Raw genomic sequence first — 22612 nt, forward strand, 5'->3', positions numbered from 1 at the left:
TTGGGAATGGGAAATGAGGACTTGGGCATTGGTAATGGTTGGGAGTTCGGATTGGAAACCATTTTCCCTTTGCTCTTCCTTTTCTCCTTTTGCTGTAGTTTACTGACAATAGTACCGTCGATCAATTTAAATCAAAATATAGCCTTTCTCAGTAACATGAGGTGCTTCTAGGGCATAGGCCTCCGTGGGCATAGGACTCGCCCCCATAACTCACAACGCGATCGAACCGCTATAGCGTATTTATACTCCGAGTTTTTTCGTAACTACTGATACAGATAATTGGCGCGATCGCCCCTAAGTCGAAATCATCTTATGTATTGCACCATTCTCAATAAGCTTTTTATGAACAGGCTTTTCGGCCTGTTCCACAATAAAATTCACTTTTTGGGGAACAGGCCGAAAAGCCTGTTAAGCGAGAATGGTGCAAGATGTGAGTTTAAACAAACAGTAGCTAACCAGCGCACACCCCAAAAATCTGTATTTACCTGCGATTCAACTCCATCCTTTCGCCGTAACGTAAAAGCATATCCAAACTCTCCAAACGATTTTGCCAAGTTTGCACTTGATAGCTATTTTCGGCAGAATGCAAGCGCATCGAAGATTGAAATTGAGATTGAAAACTCCCCAACAATCTTTTAGCTGTTGCTAAACTTTCCCTAGAAGGATTTGCAGCCAACTTGCTCAAAGCTTGCGCCAATTCATCCGCTCGACTTTGCAAAACCTTCAGTTCAGATTCCGACATCCGCAACTGATTGTTAGCCAACAAAAAACTCCATTCCTGCTTGAGAGCAGTATACCGCGAAGCCGCCGCTGCAAACGGCTGTCGGTAAGGAATCGGCTCCGCAGCAGAAGTGGAACGCACTGGGGTGCCTTGAGTGCGGTTAAAAAACCCCTGCATCCCGCTGCTGATACTTTCCACCGCAAAAATAGCATAGCCCCCAGTCGGCAAATCGCGCAAAGCTTGAATTTGGTCGATCGCCACAACTTCCGGGAGAGTCAACAACTTAACCGAGGGAGAAATCAAAGCCGAACCCAGAATTTGTTCCTTTACCAGCGGTTCGGTGATGCGCTGAAGTCGGTTCGTATCCAAAGCATAAGTCATCGGCACAATCAAATCTACAATGCCCTGACGAGCCCAAACTTCCCAATTTTGCTGAATTTTGTAAATCCGCTGACTTTCCGGGTGTGGAAACACCGCCACCGACAGAATTGTGCGCGGATAATTCTGCCGCAAAAGTTGAGAAACTTCAGCTACAAAACTATTAATTTGATTAGTTTTAAACTCAACCCACTGCCGCCATAAACTGCCGTTCCTGGGGGAAATATTCACGGGATCTGCACCAGTCAACTGCCTAAATTGCTGCCTCGCCGCAATACCGTAACCGTAAGTAAAATTCGCATTGTCATCTTGAAAAGGATAGCGAATATAGTCTAATTGCACCCCATCTACTTTGTAGTTATTGGCAATTTCGCGGACAATTTGTAGCAAATAATTCCGCGCTTCCGGGTTCGCCGGATCGAGATAAAATTTACCATCGTTAGGATTTTGCGTGCGTCCTTTATTGTCAATATTTGCCCACTGTGGATGGGCGGAAAGCACCGGGCCTGGATAAGAACTAGGCTGGCCAATTAAAGTATTGTGGCGCTTATTTCCTGTGGCAAAAACCCAAACCCAAGCGTGCAGTTCCATGCCTCGCTCGTGAGCTAATTTAACTGCCGCTGCCAGCGGGTCCCAGCCAACAGTCAGGGGATTTTGTTGCGGTGCAACTTGACTGGGATAAATGGTATATCCGGCATTCAAAGTTTCAAAGAAAACTGTATTGATACCGGCGGCGGCGAGTCGATCGAACACTGCCGCCAAACCCTGTTCAGATCGTGCTGCGACGATCGTCCCGCGATCGAGCCAAACCGCGCGAATTTCCGCCCCAACGCGCTGTCCTTCCTTCGGGTAATTTTCCCACAGCAACTGCCGCGCTTCCACCCACTGCTTTCTAGCCTCCGCGTAGTTTTGCTCTTGCAGGAGTTGGTCGAAAGTTTGCAAAACCTGCCGCGCTTGGGCGATCGCCCGCCCCCTGATCGCTTGCAGAACAGGGGGGCGGCTGGTTGCCTGCCCGCCTCCGCCCTGTTCTGCAGCCACCAGTTGAGGGGAGGTAGCAGCATTAAGATTGATGGCGGTATTGGCTGAATTAGATGCTGTCAGGGCGCTTTCAAACCTGCCGAGGAGGTTAGTGAGTTCTTGGCGCATCAAGTACGCTTCAATGCTGACGATCGGCTTATTGGAATTTGGCTGCACGTCCAAACCCGCCGGCGCCGACTGATCAGAAGGGTCTGTAAAAGTTGCAGGAACAGGATCGGAAAGCGAGCCAGAGGGAGAAAGTCGGCTCAGCGGGGTAGTACGCGGCAAACTAGGGCTGTTTCTAGTGACTCTTGAGGGGGGAGTTGGCAGTGGGGTTGCGGCAGCAGTGGGCGGCGCCACAGGCTGTGAAGCGATGGTGCCTCCCCAGCGGGCGATCGAGGCTTGCAGCCAAGCCTTATCTACATTTGCCGAACCGTTGCTACCCCAGCGCCAACCGAGATAGGTAGCGCGATCCGTGGCGATGGCTGCGGAGGAACCAGAACTATCTTTCCAAGTAGCAATTGTTTGACTGTTTGCATCAGCCGGAATCAAGACACCGCCTTGGACTGAGGCATTTTTTTGTTCTGGTGGCATCCAATTGCTAGAAGTAGTGCAAGCCAGATCCCGACAGCGGCTGCGGGGTTGCGGAGTCGCCGGTTGGGTTAACGGAAAAGCCCAATAGGCCCCAAGGAGCGATCGCAAAGATTGGCGCACCAAGGCAGGGGAACTGCGGCCGACAGGGCCCGAAGCAATCAAGCGGCCGCCCTGGGATGCCCAAGCTTCTAAAACTTTAATTTGTGCCGGACTCAAAGTTTCAATGTTGGGCAAAAACAGCACGTTAACGCCTGTTAAATCCGCCGTACTTTTGATTTCTTCGAGATTGATTGGTTTGTAAGCAATGCCGCTTTCCCACAGGCGCGTGGTAATCTTTACCCAGTCGGGAGAATTCTCGGAACTGCGAACAACGCCCAGAACTACTTCTGCCAAACTCGGAGAGGGAAATAGGATGAAGAGATTGAGTAATGTACTCGCTAGAGTTCCAATTAAGACTCTTTGCAAGAAAGTGAAAAAGCGAATTCTTTGAGCCTGGGAGCAGGCATCAGGCATTTGATAAGGCTTTTTGATTTGTTGCATAAATACGAGAAATACCCACCACGCCGCTAGGCAAAAATTCAATAACAATTAAGAGCGAGCGATCGATCCGCACCATACAATTTTCTATCCTGCCCTGCAACCTGAATCAGGAAAAAGTGCGATCGATCGATTTTAGATTTTAGATTTTAGATTTTGGATTTTGGATTTAAATCTGGATCTATTCCTCATGACTGTTGACGGTTGACTGTTTGGGCATTTGAAAAATACCGATGCAACCGGAAACAATTTTAGATTAAAACCTGGGTGCATTTGGGTTGAAAAACCAAAAATACAATTTAGATGCCAACAGTCAACAGCCAACAGCCAACAGTCAACAGCCAACAGTCAACAGTCAACAGTCAACAGCCAACAGCCAACAGCCAACAGCCAACAGCCAACAGTCAACAGTCAACAGTCAACAGTCAACACTTTTCTAAGTTGCAGCTTCATTCACCGGGAATCGATCGATTAACTGCATCGCCCGACAAGCATTCCTCCGCAAAGAATCCGAAACATGAGGAACATGAGGAATCTGAGACAAGAAATCCAAAGTCCGGCGCAAAATCCGCACCACATCCCCTTCATCCAAACTCGTATGGCTAATCAGTTCCAGCCATTCAACACCCAGAGCCCACTGCTCAACCAAAGTCACTAAATCCCGTTCCAGCCAAATCGGGATTGCAGCTTCATGACGGTACTGCACTTGAAACAATCGGCGACGCAAGCCTTTTTGCAGATTGTCCAAAGGTGCCAAAACTTCCGGCGACAGCGAGTAGTGAGTCCAACTGTCCGGCCTGGAAACTTCTGTAACTAAGGCCGCGCAAGCAGCAGCGAGGTGGTGGGGGTCAAGTTCGTCAAATTCCGCAGACATCATGGACAAACCCAGCCACAGTTCGTTATCGCCGCGAATGGCGGCGCAAGCTTGACCCAAGATTGTGGGTAACAACCTGTCGGAGGAGTCATCTCGGTTTCCAGTTGCCGAAACTACTCTTTCCAAGCAGCCGAAATTCAGCAAGATGTCAATTAAGTTGAGAAATTGCTCCCAGTAGCGAGCTCGCTGCTTTTCTAAGTCTTGTTCGCTTTTGCGAACTTCTTTTTTCAATTCTTCCCGGCGGCGCTGGCGTTTGAGCAAAGTACCGGGATTGCCCCATTCTAGAACCGGGTGAATTTCTAGCTTAGCTTCTACGGCTGCGATTTTCTGCTGTTGCTCGATCGCCTCTGGGCTCGGTTCCGGTGCGGGCAATTCTGGGATCGATGCAGCAATTGAAGCAGTTTCTTCAGTTCCCAAGCGGCACTGGCCGAGTCTCAGGGGCATTTCCGGCGGCGGGTTCAAGGTATCTGCAACGCTCAAGCGGGGTAATTCGGCGTGCAGGGTAGCGACATCGCTAATGGCGACGACATACCAACGGTTATCTTTGCCCAAGCACACCAAATTTGGTGCTTGGCCAGAACCTGCGATTTTGGCAACCAATACGGCGGGTACAGGAGTTGTGTGCGATCGTTTGGCTGTCGGAACGTGCTTACCTTTGAGACTCAGAACCGTGCCGAGCACTGCAAAAGCCACAGCTACGGACATCTCCTTAAATCTGGCTTCTTCAGCTTGCTGCAAGAGAATTTTGAGCAAACGTTTGTCTTCTTTGAGTCTTGCCTGCAATTTTTCGTAATGGGCGAGCTCTTTTTCCAGGGTGGAGACATTTCCTCCGGCCGCCAGGGACTGTTCAAGCACCGCCAATTCTGTTTGCAGCCGGTCTAATTCTTCTTGCTGTGGCTGCAAGTACAAGGTAGACAGGTATTGACCGAAACTCCGCTCTACCAACTCTTGAGCTTCATCGAGAGTGTGAGTTTGCAGCAAATTCAGCACCATGCCGTAGCTGGGCGTAAACTGACTGGCGAGGGGGTCGGCTTTGGCTGTTGCCAAATAAGAGGCTTCTTTGGCGCCTTCAAAGCGCGTCTGAACTGCGACGACGTGCCCCAGCTTGTCCATGCCCCGCCGACCCGCCCGACCGGCCATTTGCAGGAATTCTGAAGCGTTTAGCAGTCGGTGTCCCTTGTCCGTGCGCTTGGACAGGGTGGAAATAACTGTGGTGCGCGCGGGCATATTAATCCCGGCTGCTAGGGTTTCGGTGGCAAATACGACTTTAATCAAACCTCTGCCAAAGAGTTCTTCTACTAAACCTTTCCAAGCGGGCAAAATGCCTGCGTGGTGGGCGGCGATGCCTTTTAAAAGTGCTTCTTTTTGACCGAAGCGTTCTGCTTCTGGGTTTCGCTGTAAAAAATCGTCAATGATGCGTTTGAGTTCGGCTGTTTCGGCTTCGTTAACCAGGGAGAAATTGCCGACTTCTGCGACTGCTTGGTCGCACCCGCGACGGCTGAAGATGAAGTAAATTGCTGGTAGCATATCTCGATCATCCAACCGGGCCAAAACATCGGTCAAACTCGGAGTGGGGATGCTGCCTCTTTCTACTTTTTGCTGCTTCTTTTTGGGGACTAACCGGACATTGGCTCTTTTGCCGGTCTCGTCTAGCAGGGGAAATATCCCTTTTTGGTTGGCGAAGTGGAATTGCAGCGGCACTGGCCGAAAGTCTGAGTAGACGAGCTCTGTGGGCCCGTGGACTTTGTTAATCCAGTCTGTGAGTTGCTCGCTATTGGCAACGGTTGCTGAGAGGGCGAGTAGTTGAATTTCGCTCGAACAGTAGATGATGGATTCTTCCCAGACGGTACCACGCTGGCGATCGTTCATGTAGTGACATTCGTCGAGCACCACGGTTTCGACTCCGGTGAGGGAAGTACCGACTTCTCCGATCGGCGTACCGTAGAGCATATTCCGAAATATTTCGGTAGTCATCACCAAAATCGGCGCATCTCGATTGACGGAGATGTCGCCAGTCAACAAACCTACGCTGTCGTCTCCAAATTGACTGCGGAAGTCGCGCAGCTTTTGGTTAGACAAAGCTTTGAGAGGAGTGGTGTAGAAGACGCGCCGCCCTCTGGAGAGTGCTTGATGGATGGCGTATTCCCCGATTAACGTTTTCCCGGAGCCTGTGGGAGCGCACACGACAACCGATTTACCTGCATCGAGGGCGGCGATCGCCTCTCTCTGAAAGTTATCTAGCTCGAATGGAAATATGGTCTTCAGATCCAGCTCTGGGCGGTTCTGGGCAGTGTCTGGCACAAGGATTATTATAAGGTTGCAGGGTAAGTATGCTGAAATCTTGCTACAAGCAAATCAGCAGAGGACTGTACTGATTTTAAACCTTCGCCACCAAATCGGCTATGAAGGAATAAGTCTGTTGGCAGTTGGCAGTTGGCAGTTGACAGAAGAAATTTTTGCCTTCTTCCCTCTTCCCTCTTCCCTCTTCCTTCTTCCTTCTTCCCTCTTCCTTCTTCCTTCTCTATGATTCCTGTTATTTCGACTATTCCTGTGGTGCAGCTTGCTTCGGGCGATCGGCTTTCACTGCAAGTCTATCAGTTCCAAGGTGCGATTCCCGGCAAAAAAGCTTATCTCCAATCTAACCTCCACGGCGCTGAGATTAGCGGTAATGCTGTGATTTACCAATTAATTGAGTTTTTAATGTCTTTGGACAGCAGTCAGTTAAGCGGGGAAATTTGGCTAGTTCCTGTTTGTAATCCTGTGGGTGTCAGTCAGCGATCGCACCATTTTTCGCCTGGTCGCTACAATCTTTATGATGGGGTAAATTGGAACCGGATTTTCTGGGATTTTGAAAAACAAGGGGAAGATATTCTCGGTTTTGCTAAGTCTCACATCCATCTCGATGCCGATACTGTCAAAGTTAATTACAGAAAAGCGATTGCTTTGAGTTTTGCCAAAGAGTTGGAAAAAATTAATGCTCCTAGTTGCCGCCCCTACAGCGAACTTTACCGATATCAACTACAATCTTTGTGTTTGGATGCTGACTATTTGCTGGACTTGCACAGTTCTACGAATCAAAGTTTAGATTACCTTTACTGTTTTAATTCCCGCGAGGAGAGTGCAAAAGCTTTTTTGCTCGATCGGGCAATCTTGATGAACGAGTACGACGGCGATGCTTTTGACGAGGCGTTTCTCAAGCCTTGGCTGGCTTTGGAGAAGATTTTGACCCAGTTGGGAAGTGCACTCAAATTTGACGTGGAAGCTTGGACTTTAGAATTAGGTTCGGGGATGGAAATGAATCCCGATTCAGTGGCGAAGGGCTTGCGGGGCATCAAAAATTACTTAGCCAGTAAGGGCTTATTGAAAATAGATGGATTTCCTCTCCCGGAAACTGCGAATCATCAAGTTATTTTCACTCCCAAGAATTCCGTGTTCAAATACTACGCGCCGGCGGGCGGGATGATACAAAATCGAGTGCAATTGGGGAGTTATGTCAAAAAGGGCGATCGGCTTTATCAAATTCTCAGCTTTAATAAGAATGGGGAATTTCCGAGTTTGGTTGATGTTTGTGCTGAGTCGGATGTTTTCATTTTTGATGTTTCGACCAATCAGTCAGTAAATCAAGGAGAATATGTGTTGTCTGTGATGGCAGATTAAGTTGTGTGAAGATTCTAGGGCCTCTCGCATTCGGGCGAAAGATTTTGAGGCTAACCCAAGAGTTTTAGCTCCGAATGCGAGAGCCCAATCCACAATGATAACAACATTCTGTAGGGGCGGGTTTTACCCAAAATCTCAGCCTAAGACCAATAATCTCATAAACCCGCCCCCACCCAACTGTAAATCTAAATCTACCTCTTGCAATAAAAAAGTTACAGTATCAATATGAAATCAATTATGATATACTATTGAATAGGGCTTGTTTAAATTCCGCTGCACTTTTATAATAAATATCAGGATTGTCAATTAAAGCGCGATCGATAACGGTGGCTAGCGGTTGAGGAATCGCAGAAGTGCGATCGCGAACACGCACAGCATCAGTTTGCAACACCGCCAAAAACGGGTCTTGACCCTGCAAATTGCGCGGGGAATATCCCGTTATCATCACATACAAACAAGCCGCCGCCGCCCAAACATCAACATCCGGTTGCGCGTACTTATAATCAATCACTTGCTGTCGCGGCATAAAATACGGCGTACCCACAACATTACCAGTCATCGTTTGGCCGCTCAATCCAGCTTGGTCAAAAGCCTTTGCTAACCCATAATCCCCAATTTTGGCAACTTGTTTCCCACCCACATTCGCCAGAAAAATATTCCCCGGTTTCAAATCCCGGTGAATCAAACCCCGTCCTTTTGCAAAACTACCATCAGCCAATCTGACATTGGGAATTTCTGCATTATGGGTGTAAGTCAAACCATCTAAAACTTGCAAAATAATAGCCACAGCCTCACCAATCGGCAAAGTGCTGAAACCGCGTTTTTCCATCAAATCCACAACACTGCCACCGTCGCAGTATTCCATCGTGAAAAAGAAAGTTTCATCAGCATAACCAAACTCTTTTAATCCTACCACATTGGGATGTTTTAAAACTTTCATATTTTCAACTTCCCGCAAAAACCAATTAACAGCCCGCTGATTTGCCGCTACTTTTGGCAGCATCACTTTCAGCGCAACTTGTTCGTTAGTTGTTTTGTGGCGCGCCAAATAAACTAAACTAAAACCTCCCCTACCCAATTCTTTGAGCAAAACGTAATCGCCGAGAACTCCAATATTGCTTTCATTCGCCACCGCTTTCAACAGAAAAGCTTTCAGCATTTCCCACATATTCGCTTGATTTGAGGGAATGACAGGGGGTGTTTGGTGTTGGAGAGTTTTGACAATTTCCGGGTCAAGGGCAACGCCAACTCGAAAAGAAGTATCGCTGAGTGTAAATTCATCTCCCCCTTGCAAGTCGTATTCTGGGAATTGAATCTGAGCAGCTTCTTCGGGAGTTTGATGAGCTTCTCGCTGACCGATTTTTTCGCCGTTAACAAAAGTGCCATTTTTGCTACCGAAATCGCGCACCCGGATATCGGGAGGATTGATATCCAGCAAGCAGTGATAGCGAGAAATCGTGCGGTGTTTTTCGTCGTCGGGAATCTTAGGATAGCAATCTTTGGCGCGGCCAATAATGCAAGTTGTGCGGGTGTCAAAGGTAAATTCTCGGCCTTTGAGATTCCCGGAAGTGATGGTGAGGCTAACTTTTGAGCTCATATCGATTTCGTATTTGGGATTTTGGACTATCGAAACTCTTACTCTCCCCCTTAACAAGAGGCTAACTCTTACTCCCCCCCTTAGCAAGGGGGGGCTGGGGGGGGGTAAAAGAGTGGATGTTTTAAACGATTTAATCTAATCTACCCTCCTAACTCTTACTCCCACCCTTAGCAAGGAATTAACTCTAACTCCCCCCCTTAGCAAGGCGCTAACTCTTACTCCCAGGGCAAACGCATCATGTCAACAAGCGGGAATTTTACCGTGCTTGTTGCGACTATTATCGATAGCTGTAGTTTATTGAAAAGAGATTTGACTGCCGATAGCGGTGGCTATTCCTCAAAACACTACTACTATTCTCCCGGCAATTTAGATGCGTTTGCCCTGCTCTTACTCCCCCCCTTAGCAAGGGGGGGCTGGGGGGGGTAAAACACCCGATGTTCTCAACGATTGAATCTAATCTACCCTCCTAACTCTTACTCCCCTCCTTAGCAAGGAATTAACTCTAACTCCCCCCCTTAGCAAGGAATTAACTCTAACTCCCCCCCTTAGCAAGGGGGGGCTGGGGGGGGTAAAACACCCGATGTTCTCAACGATTTAATCCCCTCTACAATAACCTCTAAAACCCCATCCAAATTATGATAAACATCCTCATTAGTAAACCTCAAAAAATTAATCCTTGCCGCTTCAATAAACTCTTGCCTTTCTGCATCATATTCTACAGCGCCATCCACAAAATGGCTGTCACCATCAACTTCTAGTGCTAACTTGATTTCCGGTGAATAAAAGTCGATCGCAAATGCTGCTACACTGTATTGTCTGCGAAATTTACAATTCTCAAGCTGTCTGTTTCTGATCCGTTTCCATAGTTCCTTTTCAGCTTCCGTCATTTCTCTGCGAAGCTTCTGCCGCTTGAATTTTTCTGAGGTTCTGTTGTAGAGTTTTGTCATTGTTATATAGGATTTTTACCCCCCCAGCCCCCCCTTGGTAAGGGGGGGAGTAAGAGCATTTTTTTAGTTTGTTCGTTTGTTGTTTAGATTTTTACCCCCCAGCCCCCCCTTGGTAAGGGGGGAGTAAGAGCGTTTTTTTAGTTTGTTCGTTTGTTGTTTAGATTTTTACCCCCCCCAGCCCCCCCTTGCTAAGGGGGGGAGTAAGAGCGTTTTTTTAGTTTGTTCGTTTGTTGTTTAGATTTTTACCCCCCCCCAGCCCCCCCTTGCTAAGGGGGGGAGTAAGAGTTATTTGAGTTTTATTGTTGGTTGCTTAGTCTTTGTTGTTGATGCAAACTACAAATTTTGTTTCTAAATTATGGAGTTTGGAGGCTGTTGGTGGGGAGGCAGAAACCGGGTTTCTTCCTGAATCTGGGTGATGATACATAAATGATCGCAGAAACCCGGTTTCTGAGATTGATTTTACTTTGATTATTTGCTCATTATGTCCCGACAACCCCGTCGGAAACCTAGACTAGGATTGGCTTCGTGGTTTTGGGCTTTGTTATAAATCTTTATGAAATCCTGAAACGCTTAGATGTTAAAGTCTACAAGTCTCCACGCGAGAGAAGAGAACCACCCACCCCACCCCCAACCGCCACCCCACCCATCCACTCCGAAGTGGGAGGTGAGCTTCTGGCGCTTTCTATGAAAAAGTGAGGTCTTTGTGGTACAGCCATTTGTTATTTTTTCTCCACCCTACCCGATCGCCAAACTTTTCCCAAACCTCACTATCATACTCCTAGTTCCCCCCAGACTTTTATAAATGCGCTTCTGCACGCTAAAGCCGAAGCGCCCATTGCTGTATTTTACCCAAAGTTGGTCAATGGTACGCAAGTCCTCGCAGGGAAAATTATCAATACTTTCTGTATTCAGCCCTCCTTCTTTCTCTCTACCCGCCACCTTCAACATAACTCTCGCCGTTTCCTCATCGGCTTCTCGCCACTTTTTAGCCGCCAATAAATTCTGCAAATTTGTATAATCCATCCCCACGGCTGAAATCACTCGCGTAGTCTCAGCAGCCACTGGTTTCGGTATCAGCAAATCCAACCATTTCTGCACCGACTGCGGGCGATTTTGCGGTTCCAATTCCATCCCTTTCACAATCGCCGCATTCACCCTGTCGCTTATCTTAGAATTGTGTTGCTTCGGCGGAGTTAAAGGAATATTTTGCTTTCTGAATTGCGACGGAAACGGCAACTCACCAGTCAACATGACATAAAGCGTTGCTGCTAGGGAATAAACATCAGTATAAGCACCAAGTTCGGCGCGTTTTTCTAATAATTCAATGGGTGCGTAACACTCAGTCCCGGAATTGCTATTTGTCCTCAATTTCCCCGGTGCTGTCACCTGTCGCGCTAAGCCAAAATCAATCAAAACTGCACCCCCCTGGCCCCCCTTACTAAGGGGGGGAGAAGAAATTTCGCCCCCCTTACTAAGGGGCGAAGAAGAGAAGAGGGGATTTTCTCTTACTCCCCCCCTTACCAAGGGGGGGCTGGGGGGGGTTCTTAACATAATATTTTGCGGTTTAACATCGAGGTGAGTAAATCCTTGCTGGTGAACAAAACTCAGCGCACTTCCCACTTGTTGAATAATTGGCAAAGCTTTTGTTTCGGACAAAATGCCGTTATCTTCGAGATATTCAGCTAAGTCAATTCCGTCGATTAATTCCATCACCATGCACCACAATTCGATATTTCCCACCATTTCGGGAAACACTTCGTAAACTTGGACAACGTGGGGATGGCTGCACCGGGCTAAAGATAAAGCTTCGTTGACAAATTTGGTTTGGTATTCGCGAAAGTTTGGCTTACCTTGAACGTTTGCATTTAGGGTTTTGATGGCGACTGTTTTATTTTCTTTGGGGTTTTGGGCGCGGTAGGTAACGCCGAATCCGCCACCACCGAGGATTTCTTCGATGATGTATTTGCCGTTGTGGAGTTGTTGTCCGGGGGACCAGTGCCTCATGGTTGGTGGTGAGGAGGGGATGATGGTTTTGATTATAGCTGAGACGGGGGGAGTTTGTTGAGTTTTTTCTTCCTTGTACAGTCTTTTCGATCGCCCCTAGCGCCCCTTAATAAGGGGAGGACAAGAGTTTGTAAGGTGCCCCGGTGCGGAGATTCTCGATTTTTGAGAAGATAACGCACGCCGGGGCACCCTACAATTTAAGGTGACGGTTTATGGTTGAATGAAAATACCGATCGCATTATGAACTCTCGCAGCAGTTGACGGAGGTCGATCGAGCAAACTACCTCCCAAATACAAACTCGTCGAACTTCCCCCATCCAAATTTAAAGCCTCCACAGCACCCATTTGCTGCAATATCTGCGCCAGTTCTGCGAAATTTGGCCCCGCCCCGCCCGCGCGATTGTGCACCGCTACAATTAACAAATTCCCCGCAGCATTTCGCCCGATCGCACTTCTAATTGCTGTCTGTCTAACATAGGCATCGCTAAACCCTTCCGCCTTCGCATCCAACACAACTTGACTGTTTTGTACCAACACCGGCCCGCCGCCGAGAATGTACGGAAAACGGTTGAAATCAGCAGGAAAAGTGTTAGTTTCTAAACGCAATAAAGTGCCTATGGAGAGTTCAGATGCAGGGAACAAATCGGCACGCAAAGCCAAAATATAACCGTTAGCTGGAATGGGAAAACTTGTTGTTCCCACCGCACCTCCGGGGGATTGGCTGACTACTCTATCGCCCGCAACTGTCACAACTATTTCATTGCCAGACAACGGAGTATAAGTTGTTCCCCAATCAGGATTGTAGCGAGCGATTCCCGGTTGTACGTAGGCACTATTGAGATGAGAAACTGGCAAAAATTGATTTGCCGGAGTGATCACACTTTCTTGCAAAGTTAAACGATCGATCGCAAATTCGCCCCGATCGTTCCACGCGATCGCCCCCCGGTTCAATATCGGCCCGGAAAGCCATTTATTGTCGCGCCGAATTGCCCCTAAAGCTAAGCGATTAATTCGATTGAAAAAACCTGCATTAATCGCCGCAGCCGCACCCGACACTTCTGCTGTTTGCAATAAAGGCGCAGTGCCTTGATCGACAGGCGGATTGCTGAGAAGCGGTCGAATTTTTACACCGGATTGACGGGGATTAACTTCTAACCAAACTACTGGAAAACGATCAGTTCCTAAATTCTGATACTGCTGCCGCCACTGCACACCGGGCGCCCAAACAATGTTTTTTTCTACTAACGAATCTGGCCGAATGTCGATAACTAATCGATTGGGATTTCCCAGGCTAAAAACTTGCGGCCGCCAACCTAAAGGAATCGTTACTTTGACTTTGGTTTGAGCGCCAGCAGGTTCGACTTTTAGTGATAGCAATTGTTTGCTGGTTGAGAAAGTGCGATCGACCGCATTGCGATCGACTTTAGCATCGATCGCGATCGACCATTCTTGACCGGCGATCGGCGCTGCGGGCGTTATTTGCAGCGGGAGGGCTGGTTTGGTCGGGTCGTCTGGTGTTTCGAGGTTTGGCGCTGCGGGGGTTCTCGGTGGGATAGCGGGCTTTGTGGGGTCGTCCGGGGGGTTGGGTGTGGGTGTCGGCGACGGGATGGGTTTATTGACAAAGTTGACTTGCCAAGGGGCGGGCCGATCGATATCTACTACAATGCGATCGCCCGATTCTATTTCTGCTTGCCGAATTCCGGTAACACTTGCAGTTGGAGAAGTAATTTTTAGAATATTCCCATCAGCAGATATCTCCCAGCCCGCAAGTCTAGCAAAATCGGTAACATCTAAGTAACGATACGGGCCTGTTGCCCGCGCTGCTACACTTTGAGCGCCGGTTAAAGATACCGAAAACCACTGCACCGGTTGTTTGGCACTGTCGGCGCTGCTAAGCAAATCCACTCCCGCACTTTGCATCAATCCAACGTCAGCAATCCAAGTTCGGAAATTCGCAGAAGTGCTGTTTGCCGGCTGCTGAGTCCAACTTAGGGGGAGAATGCGGCCGTTTAGAGAAACTTGGCTGCCTTGTCTAATTATCGAAGAGGGCGGTACAGATTGAGCCAAAAACCTATATTCCGACAGGGAAGGAATTCCCTGTCTCATAGCTGAAGTCCTCTCAAGAGGACTATATGTCAATATTTCAGTCGGTTTTAACCGACTTTCGCTATCAGCCAGGGAATTCATTCCCTGGCGGGCTCTCCAACCATGAATTAGCCCAGCCTTCTCACCCTGTTGTGCTCTTGCGGGTTGAGTCCCCACTAAAGACGGGGCGATCGCCAGTACGGGTAAAATCGAGACTGACAATATTAGACGCCAATAGAAAAAATTACGTTTCACAGCTTACAACTCACAATTTCACTTCTAAACACATGGGTATCTAGAAACCCGGAATCTCCCTATCTTTATTCTTACTCAACGGCACTAATTGCCCTCAAGCCCTACTACAAACTGCTCACGCCGGAATAGAAATCACAAACTCCGAACCCTGCCCCAAAGAAGAATTCACGAGTAACGTACCTCCATGTTTTTCCACAACAATTTGATGGGCGATCGACAATCCTAATCCGGTGCCTTGACCCACAGGCTTGGTTGTAAATAAGTGGTTAAAGATGTTTTCCTTGACTTCGGCTGACATCCCCACTCCATTATCCTTAATGCGAATCAAAACCTGATTGTTGTCTTCGCTCAAAGCAGTTTGAATCGTGATTCGATTAGGTAGGGCCTTAATTTCACTAAAACTCCGCCCCTTATTTGACTCCTCCAGAGCGTCAATGGCATTAGCCAGCACATTCATAAATACCTGGTTTAACTGGCCGGGAAAGCATTTTACGAGGGGTAAGTTACCATAGTCTTTCACAACTTCAATGGCAGGGCGGAACTCGCTGGCTTTTAAACGGTGCTTGAGAATTAGCAGAGTGCTTTCGAGTCCATCGTGAATATTGAAAGAAACTGGTCGATCGCTATCAGCCCTCGAAAACGTTCTCAAACTCGTACTGATATTGCGAATGCGCTCGACTCCTTCCTTCATCGAGCCAATCAATTTCGGCAAATCTTCTCGCAAATACTCCAAGTCCATATCCTCAATTTCTGCTTCAATTTCCACTCCCGGATTGGGAAATTTTTCTTGATACAAATCAATCAAGTTGAATAAATCCCCCACGTATTCTATAGCCGGTTGCAAGTTGCCGGCGATAAAGCCTACGGGATTGTTAATTTCGTGGGCTACCCCTGCGACTAAATTTCCCAGAGCCGACATTTTCTCACCCTGCACCAATTGCAGTTGCATCTGTTTGAGATCCTGGATAGACTGCTCTAGTTTTTGGGAATAATTTTGAGATTGTTGATAAAGCTCTTGAGATTGCTGATATAAGCGGGCGTTTTCCAGCGAGATGGCAGCTTGGGAGCAGAGGATATTGAGGAGGGCGACGCGATCGCCAGTGAATGCCCCTGTCGTCAGATTATTTTCCAAATACAGAATTGCCATCATTTTGCCTTGATGGATAATCGGAGTACATAGAATGCTCTTAGGTTGGTGCTGCTTGATATAGGGGTCAGAAGTAAATATTAATTCAGTCTTGACATCATCGAAAACTAGGGTTTTATGGGTGCGTTTGACGTAATTAATCACAGTCTGGGGAATAGATTGGCTCTCCTCGATACCAATAGTTTCTTGCAGAATACAGCCTTGGCTATCGCTACAGTGGACGGCGATTTTCCAGTTGTCCTCTTCTTTCAAAATCAATACTCCTGTTTGAGCGCCTGCATTCTGAATCGCTACTTGCATCAGGGTAGTGAGCAATTGTTCCAGCTTAATTTCGCTAGACAAAGCTTGATAAGCTTTGATAACAGTTGGTAAATCTATTACTGTGGTACTCGTACTTCCAGCAATTGTTTGGCGATGACTAGAAATCAAGGAAGTCTCCTTGGAGGTACTACCTGCCTCGAATGAACGAGCATTTTCCTGTTTGAAGATAGGAGCCAGAATTTCGGGATAGCGTTGTTCTAGATCGTCGATTTTTGCTTTCGCTCCCCAACGAGCATAAGCATAGTAAGCATCTATTAGATATACCTGGGCAACTTTTTCTTTCCCCCATGCCAGGTAGAATTTAGCAGCCAATTCATTCGCCAGAGCTTCTTCGTTGAGATAATCGTTTTCTTTAGCAAGAAAAATGGCGCGATCGTAACTCTGCATCGCCTGCACATATTCACCCAGCACTCGGAACAGTTCGGCTTCCACTAGATAACATTTGTGCGAGAAATTCATGGGGGCGTGATGTGCCCATTTATGAAGGGTTTCCTGGTTGCTTTTCACTTTTTGCAGATGTTCTTGTTTCTCTTCCGATGAACCCACCTCGGTACAAACTCCCAGCCGTGCTAGAGAGTCATAAAAATAGAACATCGGCACATTGAGCATACCCGTCACCGCGTCTAAATACTGTTCGGCTTGCCGAGCATTTTCTAAAGCTTGCTCGGTTTCTCCAAACAGGTAACACACAAGCAATTTATGGAAGTAAAAATAGTGGAGTCCGTTGCGATCGTTTGCTTGGATGTGAAATGGGAGCATTGTTTCTTCATTGTAGGCATCTCCCACAAATTGACAGGGATTTTCCGATCGCCCCAGCAGATTTAATAAAGCCTGATGAACGATTTTAGTATAATTTAACGCTGCTTCTTGTTTAAATTGAACCAGCGCATTGCAGTAAGTCGCCACCTCCTGTTCGAGTCCCGCAATTTCCCGACCGATTAAATATGAATATTGAGAGATTTCTTTGGCAGAATATCCTAATTCTAGCTCTCCTGTTTCCAGTCCTCTGGCGTAACCCTCTTTTAAAAGAGGGATGGTTTCTTTAACATGATGTTTACCATGTATGATGTGAACGCCGACTGTATAATATACTTTAGTTTTGAGATAATTAGCATTAAATAAATCAACAATATTTAACGCTAATTTTCCAAATTCAAACCCTGTTTCAATGTCTTGAAGTACCCCGCTTAATACCAATCCATACAAGCCGTAAGCAAAAGCAGATAAGGGAGCATTCCCATAACTAACCGACAAATTAACCATTTCGACAATAACCAGTGGCAGGAGAAGTGGAGCCGTGATGTAGGCAGGAGAAACTAAACCTGATAAAATTCGCAATGCTGCTTGTTTTTGGAGATTTTCCATTTCTGGCAAATCAATAAATTCCGCAATTTTTTTACCCGCAAAAAGTGACGCGGTTTGTTCTAGTCCCTGCTGAATATCTGCCGGAGTTGGATTTTCTGGAAAGCAGATTCCCAAGAGTTTGAGAACTGCTAACCCCATTTCAACGGCTTGTTTAGGTTTGACTTGCGCCGTACAAGCAGAAAGCTCGATTTCATAAACTTTCACCTTATCCAGCAGCGTTCTGGCATTGTGGAGGACTAAAGCTGCTAATTCCTCCATGTCCTGAAAATCATAGCTCAGGTATGCAGTTTCTGCCCCTAATACGTGCAGTTCGAGAGCTGTTTCATAGTGAGTATGCCAACTATCGGAAGCTAGGATTTGCCTGCCAAAACTTAAATATTTGCGTGCCGCAGCATAAGCAGTAGAACTCTTCGCCTTGCGTCCAGCGATTAAATTCAACTCAGCCAGTTGGTAACGCTCTGTTGGCTCGGTAATTAAATCAACACCATAATTCAACTGGTTGACTATATTAAAAATTTTCTCTTCTCTTTCTGTTGTTGGAGTATTAATCAACAAAAGTTGACCAATATTGAGGTGAGTGGATTGTTTCTGGGATTCGGGAATCAAAACGTAAGCTGCTTGCTGTACGCGATCGTGCAGAAATTTGTAATAACAGGAGTCGGGAGTCTGGAACCACGAGTCAGAAGTATTGCTTTCTCCTTCTAAATCCTGATTTCTGAATTCAAACTCGTCTGAAGTAAAAAACTTATAAACTTCAGTCAGTGGGAGAATCAACCCTGCTTGCAAAGCTGGCCACAAGTTGGCTGCCGTATCTGAAGAATATTTTTCACACACTACCGCCAGCGTTGCTATATCGAATTCGTTGCCAATACAGGCAGCTAACTTTAAAACTTCTTGCGTCTGGATTGGCAACTTTTGCAATTGAATCGCCATGAACTCGACAACATCATCGGTCAGGGCTAAGGTTCGCACTGTCGCGATATCGCACTGCCAATACCGCTCCTCAAAATTAAAGATAATTAGCCCATCTTCATGCAAAGATTTGAGAAATTGCGTGCTGAAAAATGGATTGCCTTGGGTTTTTTGATCGACCAGTTCTGTTAAGGGCAGAGCCAATGTTGTAGAACAAGCTAAGGTATCGGCAATCAGACAATTCAACTCCGAGCGATCGAGCGGCGCGAGGGTAATGGTGTTGACAGTGGCTCCGGTTTGTTGAATGTCGGATAATGTCAGCACCAAAGGGTGTACGGGACTGACTTCGTTATCTCGATACGCTCCAATTAACAAGAGATACCGCCGATCGCGATCGCTCGTCAAAAGTTGAATCAACTTTAATGAGGCTGAGTCTGCCCATTGCAAGTCATCTAAGAAAATGACGAGGGGATGTTCTTTGGTTGTGAAGAGTTTAATGAACTTCTCTAATAAGCGATTGAAGCGATTTTGGGCAGCACTGCCCGAAAGTTCTGGCGCGGGTGGTTGCTCTCCGATAATCCGTTCTAGTTCAGGAATTACCTCAACAATTACCTGAGCATTCTCGCCCAATGCTACCAGGATTTGAGTCTTCCACTCTTCAACTTTAGCATCTGTTTCGCTCAGCAATTGCTTCATTAAATCGCGAAAAGCTTGTACAAAAGCTGAGAAGGGTTGGCTGCGCCCAAATTGGTCGAATTTACCTTTAATGAAGTAGCCTCTAGCTGCAACAATCGGTTTGTGAACTTCGTTGACGACGGCGGTTTTGCCAATGCCTGAAAAGCCAGCCACCAGAATCATTTCGGCGCTTCCTGCACTCACGCGATCGAAGGCTGTCAGTAGGGAGAATACTTCGATCTCTCTACCATATAATTTTTCTGGAATGCTGAAGCGATCGCACAAATCTCGCTCCCCTATTTTAAAGTTAGTCAGCGCTCCTGTCTCTTGCCACTGGAATAAACAAGTTTCCAAATCAAACTTGAGTCCTAGAGCACTTTGATACCTATCTTCAGCATTCTTCGCCATCAGTTTGCTAACAATTTCAGATAGCACCAATGGAACTTTATTGTTGAGGTGATGAACTGAGATAGGCTGCTTGGCAAGGTGACAGTGTACTAACTCTATCGGATCTTCGCTTTGGAAAGGCAACTGTCTCGTCAGCAGTTCGTAGAATGTAACTCCCAGAGAGTAGAAATCTGTGCGGTAATCAATGCCTCTGTTCATTCGCCCAGTTTGTTCGGGAGATATGTAAGGTAAAGTGCCTTCGAGGAGGTTGGGATTTTGAATTTCTTGGGTTTGGCGCGGCAACAGGGAAGCGATGCTGAAGTCAATCAGCTTAACTTGTTTGCTGACAGGGTTAATTAGAATGTTGGCGGGTTTGAGATCCTTATGGATGATGTGGTGGCGATAAAGTCCATCGAGCGAGTTGGCAATTTGAATGGCAATGGGAAGAAACTCGTTAATGGGCAACCCTTCCAGAGGTTCCTTGCTGGCGAACACCAGACTAGCGAGGTAGCTACTTAAGGAAATTCCGCCAAAGTCTTCCATCACTAGAGCATAGTGGTTCTGGTAAGTCTCCAGGCTGTATGCCTTGACAGTGCCGGGGATCTCTAAGTTTTTAGTAATGACAAACTGATTGCGGAAGTGAACCAGTTCGTGGAAGCGGGGAAAGTCATTTCGCAGCAGTTTGATCACTACGGGCTGCCGATCGGAAGACCGACGGCCACGATATACTAGAGTTCGATTACCTGCGTATATTTGCTCGTTAACCTCATATCCTCGAAAAATATTTGTTATGCTAGCCATACCTACCTATTCCTACTGTTTCTGTCAAGCCAGAAGCTTTTTAGAGTTAATATAGCGCTTCTCAAGCGTTGTGAGGTATGGGGGCGAGTCCTATGCCCTATGCCTTATGCCCTATGCCCTATGCCCTATGAGCACCTCATGTTACCGATAAAGGCTATAGCTTAAATGTCAAGCCTGACAAGGACTTGATTGGCATTTTGACATATTTGTTCAATTGATTTTACTGCTTTAACTATTGATTTAGCATAGTAAGTAACGAAGAACCCAGATTTGAAAAGCGATCTCGGAGTTTACGGTCAACGTTACGGCATCGAAGCAATGTTTAAAGACTGTAAAACAGGAGGATATAATCTGGAGGGTTGTCAAGGATTACCCGATCACTTGATTGCCAACCATGATTTTAATTGCTTTAGCTATGACTGGAGCCTGGTTACAGGGAAAAAAAACCAATTTTCAGGGACAAAAGAAATATGTTGGTCGGATTCAAGAGATAGGTAAAACTAGAAGAAGATCTAGCAACTTTTGGGTTGGTTTGTATGATAACAATTGGCTAATCGCTGTTGACTCTTGTCAGGAGTGGGTAGAGTCCATACAGAGTTTAGTTCGCAATAAAAAGTCATTTTATCAGAAGGGCTTGAGAGCCATAAAGCGAATGCGGGCAAGCACTTTAGCCTCGTTGTCGCCCTCTGAAGAAATACAGCCTCCCGAACGCCCCCAAAAGCGGGGAAGTTCCGTTTCAGCTTGGGTCGGCTTTTTTGAAGCTTTGCGATCGCAAGCGGCAAAGATATGCCAGCAGCAATTGTTCCAGAAGGTGAAGTGCCAGCTTGCTAAGTTCTTCGCCCCAAACTTCGTTGTAGAACCAAGCCAAAGGCTCGCAGTCTGAATAGTAAGTAATGGGTGCGATCGCGTGCTGTGTAACCCTTTAATAATTTACTAGCGGGTTTTACTTGCTGGCGATTGAAAAAACTTCTGCTTGGGGGTGAAAAGAAACCGGGAAAAAGCCTCCTTCGCGCATTTCTTGAATACTCTCTTTAACCGCCTGAATAATGCGATCGATGTCTTCATTAGTGTGAGCGGTGGAGAGAAAGCAGCTACGACCTTCAGATATGAAAATACGCTTTTCGAGTAAGTGAAAAAGTAGCGGATCTATCTCAACCGAGGCAACAGCGCGAAATTGCGAGCCGAAATTTACAAGCCAGACAGAGACTTCATTTTCTTTGAAATAAGCATTCAGGGTTTCAACTAGCTGCGAAGTTCGCTGATTCAACTGCTGCTGAAGGGCTGGGCCTTGACTTTTAAGATAGCGCAGCACGGAACGCGCAGCGGCCAGAGCAAGTGGGTGCTTGCAAAAAGTGCCGGCAAAAATTGTTGTTTTTACCTGGGGGTAGGAATCATCGCCGTAGTTCCACAAACCGCCGTCAATTTTATCCATATAAGCAGCTTTTCCAGCGATAATTCCAATGGGCATACCGCCCCCGACAATTTTACCGTAAGTTGCAATATCTGCCTCAATGCCAAACCACGCCTGCGCGCCACCTTGATGAATTCGGAAACCAGTGACCATTTCATCAAAAATCAGCGCAATTTCTGATTCTTTTGTTAATTGTCTGAGTTGGTGGAGAAATTCTTTAGGTTGCAAATCGAGACGGCGGCTTTGCACCGGCTCCACGAGAACCGCCGCTAATTCGTGCTGATGAGCTTTGATAATTTCCAGGGCATGAGGGCTTCCGTAATCCAAAACTAAAACATCTTCAATAAAATTAGCGAGAATTCCTGGCGCTTTTGGAATGGTGCATAAATCGCCATTTATCTTTTTTACAACTGCGAGAGTTCCGTCAAAATGACCGTGATAAGAACCAGAAAATAAAGCAATTTTATTGCGTTTAGTTGCCGCTCTAGCTAATCGTAGAGCTGCCATCACCGCTTCAGTGCCGGTATTAGAAAAAGCGACGCGCTCCATTCCCGTTAGTTCGCAGATTAATTCCGCAACTTCTCCGGCAAGTTCTTCTTGAGCACCAATTTGTACACCGCGATCGAGTTGCTGTAATAGGGCTTCTTTAATAAAGGGCGGATTATGGCCGAAAAGATTGATGCCAAATCCCATTGTGATATCGATGTATTCGTTGCCATCAACATCCCACATTTTAGAGCCAAGCGATCGCGAGGCGACAATGGGATAAAACATCTCCTTGACGGGAAGGCGAAACCCATCAGAAGCCCGATTGTCAGCGAGAACCGGACGGTATTTTTGCGCGAAATTCTTAGAGGTCTTTGTGCGATCGGTGTAGCGCTCTATCAGCGCTTTCATGTGTCTTTGCTGCAATTGTTCGTTCATTTT

General features: G+C 46.8%; 12 protein-coding genes. 4 read left to right on the forward strand and 8 right to left on the reverse strand.

Annotated features, from left to right (window positions below; genetic code table 11):
• Positions 1–481 precede the first annotated feature (481 nt).
• The gene (locus tag QUB08_RS17175) at positions 482–3223 is read right to left on the reverse strand and encodes a family 10 glycosylhydrolase (protein WP_445300930.1); all 2742 of its coding nucleotides are present in this window, start codon (positions 3221–3223) and stop codon (positions 482–484) included.
• Between the two features lie 302 nt (positions 3224–3525).
• Between QUB08_RS17175 and QUB08_RS17180 the strand changes: the two genes are divergently transcribed.
• Complete coding sequence (locus QUB08_RS17180; RefSeq protein ID WP_333225842.1) at positions 3526–3687, forward strand: hypothetical protein; 162 nt, start codon at positions 3526–3528, stop codon at positions 3685–3687.
• Here the strand turns inward: QUB08_RS17180 and QUB08_RS17185 are convergent.
• On the reverse strand, positions 3684–6422 hold the full coding sequence (locus tag QUB08_RS17185; protein WP_333225843.1) for a DEAD/DEAH box helicase: 2739 nt from the start codon (positions 6420–6422) through the stop codon (positions 3684–3686). The genes QUB08_RS17180 and QUB08_RS17185 overlap by 4 nt on opposite strands.
• Before the next feature lie 222 nt (positions 6423–6644).
• Here QUB08_RS17185 and QUB08_RS17190 point away from each other — a divergent pair, with 222 nt between their 5' ends.
• The gene (locus QUB08_RS17190) at positions 6645–7778 is read left to right on the forward strand and encodes a succinylglutamate desuccinylase/aspartoacylase family protein (RefSeq protein WP_333225844.1); all 1134 of its coding nucleotides are present in this window, start codon (positions 6645–6647) and stop codon (positions 7776–7778) included.
• Positions 7779–8013: 235 nt separating this feature from the next.
• On the opposite strand, the gene QUB08_RS17195 is transcribed toward QUB08_RS17190, so the two are convergent.
• From QUB08_RS17195 to QUB08_RS17215, 5 genes are all read right to left on the reverse strand, one after another.
• Positions 8014–9375, reverse strand: coding sequence for a protein kinase domain-containing protein (locus QUB08_RS17195; RefSeq protein ID WP_333225845.1), 1362 nt, complete (start codon positions 9373–9375; stop codon positions 8014–8016).
• Positions 9376–9920: 545 nt separating this feature from the next.
• Positions 9921–10322 (reverse strand): endonuclease domain-containing protein, encoded by a 402-nt coding sequence (locus QUB08_RS17200; protein ID WP_333225846.1) that lies wholly within the window; start codon positions 10320–10322, stop codon positions 9921–9923.
• 735 nt (positions 10323–11057) lie between these two features.
• Positions 11058–12326 carry a serine/threonine-protein kinase gene (locus tag QUB08_RS17205; RefSeq protein WP_333225847.1) on the reverse strand — a complete coding sequence of 423 codons (1269 nt, stop codon included), beginning with the start codon at positions 12324–12326 and terminating at the stop codon, positions 11058–11060.
• 210 nt (positions 12327–12536) lie between these two features.
• Positions 12537–14666: a phosphodiester glycosidase family protein gene (locus tag QUB08_RS17210; RefSeq protein ID WP_333225848.1), complete on the reverse strand. Its 2130-nt coding sequence runs from the start codon at positions 14664–14666 to the stop codon at positions 12537–12539.
• Between the two features lie 115 nt (positions 14667–14781).
• Complete coding sequence (locus QUB08_RS17215) at positions 14782–20274, reverse strand: AAA family ATPase (RefSeq protein ID WP_333225849.1); 5493 nt, start codon at positions 20272–20274, stop codon at positions 14782–14784.
• 270 nt (positions 20275–20544) lie between these two features.
• Here QUB08_RS17215 and QUB08_RS17220 point away from each other — a divergent pair, with 270 nt between their 5' ends.
• Positions 20545–20772 carry a hypothetical protein gene (locus tag QUB08_RS17220; protein ID WP_333225850.1) on the forward strand — a complete coding sequence of 76 codons (228 nt, stop codon included), beginning with the start codon at positions 20545–20547 and terminating at the stop codon, positions 20770–20772.
• A 154-nt stretch (positions 20773–20926) separates the two neighbouring features.
• Positions 20927–21157, forward strand: coding sequence for a hypothetical protein (locus tag QUB08_RS17225; protein WP_333225851.1), 231 nt, complete (start codon positions 20927–20929; stop codon positions 21155–21157).
• Between the two features lie 60 nt (positions 21158–21217).
• On the opposite strand, the gene QUB08_RS17230 is transcribed toward QUB08_RS17225, so the two are convergent.
• Positions 21218–22609, reverse strand: a complete 1392-nt coding sequence (locus QUB08_RS17230; protein WP_333225852.1) for an aspartate aminotransferase family protein — start codon at positions 22607–22609, stop codon at positions 21218–21220.
• Positions 22610–22612 lie beyond the last annotated feature (3 nt).

The organism is Microcoleus sp. BR0-C5, from assembly GCF_036705045.1.
Lineage (GTDB): Bacteria > Cyanobacteriota > Cyanobacteriia > Cyanobacteriales > Microcoleaceae > Microcoleus.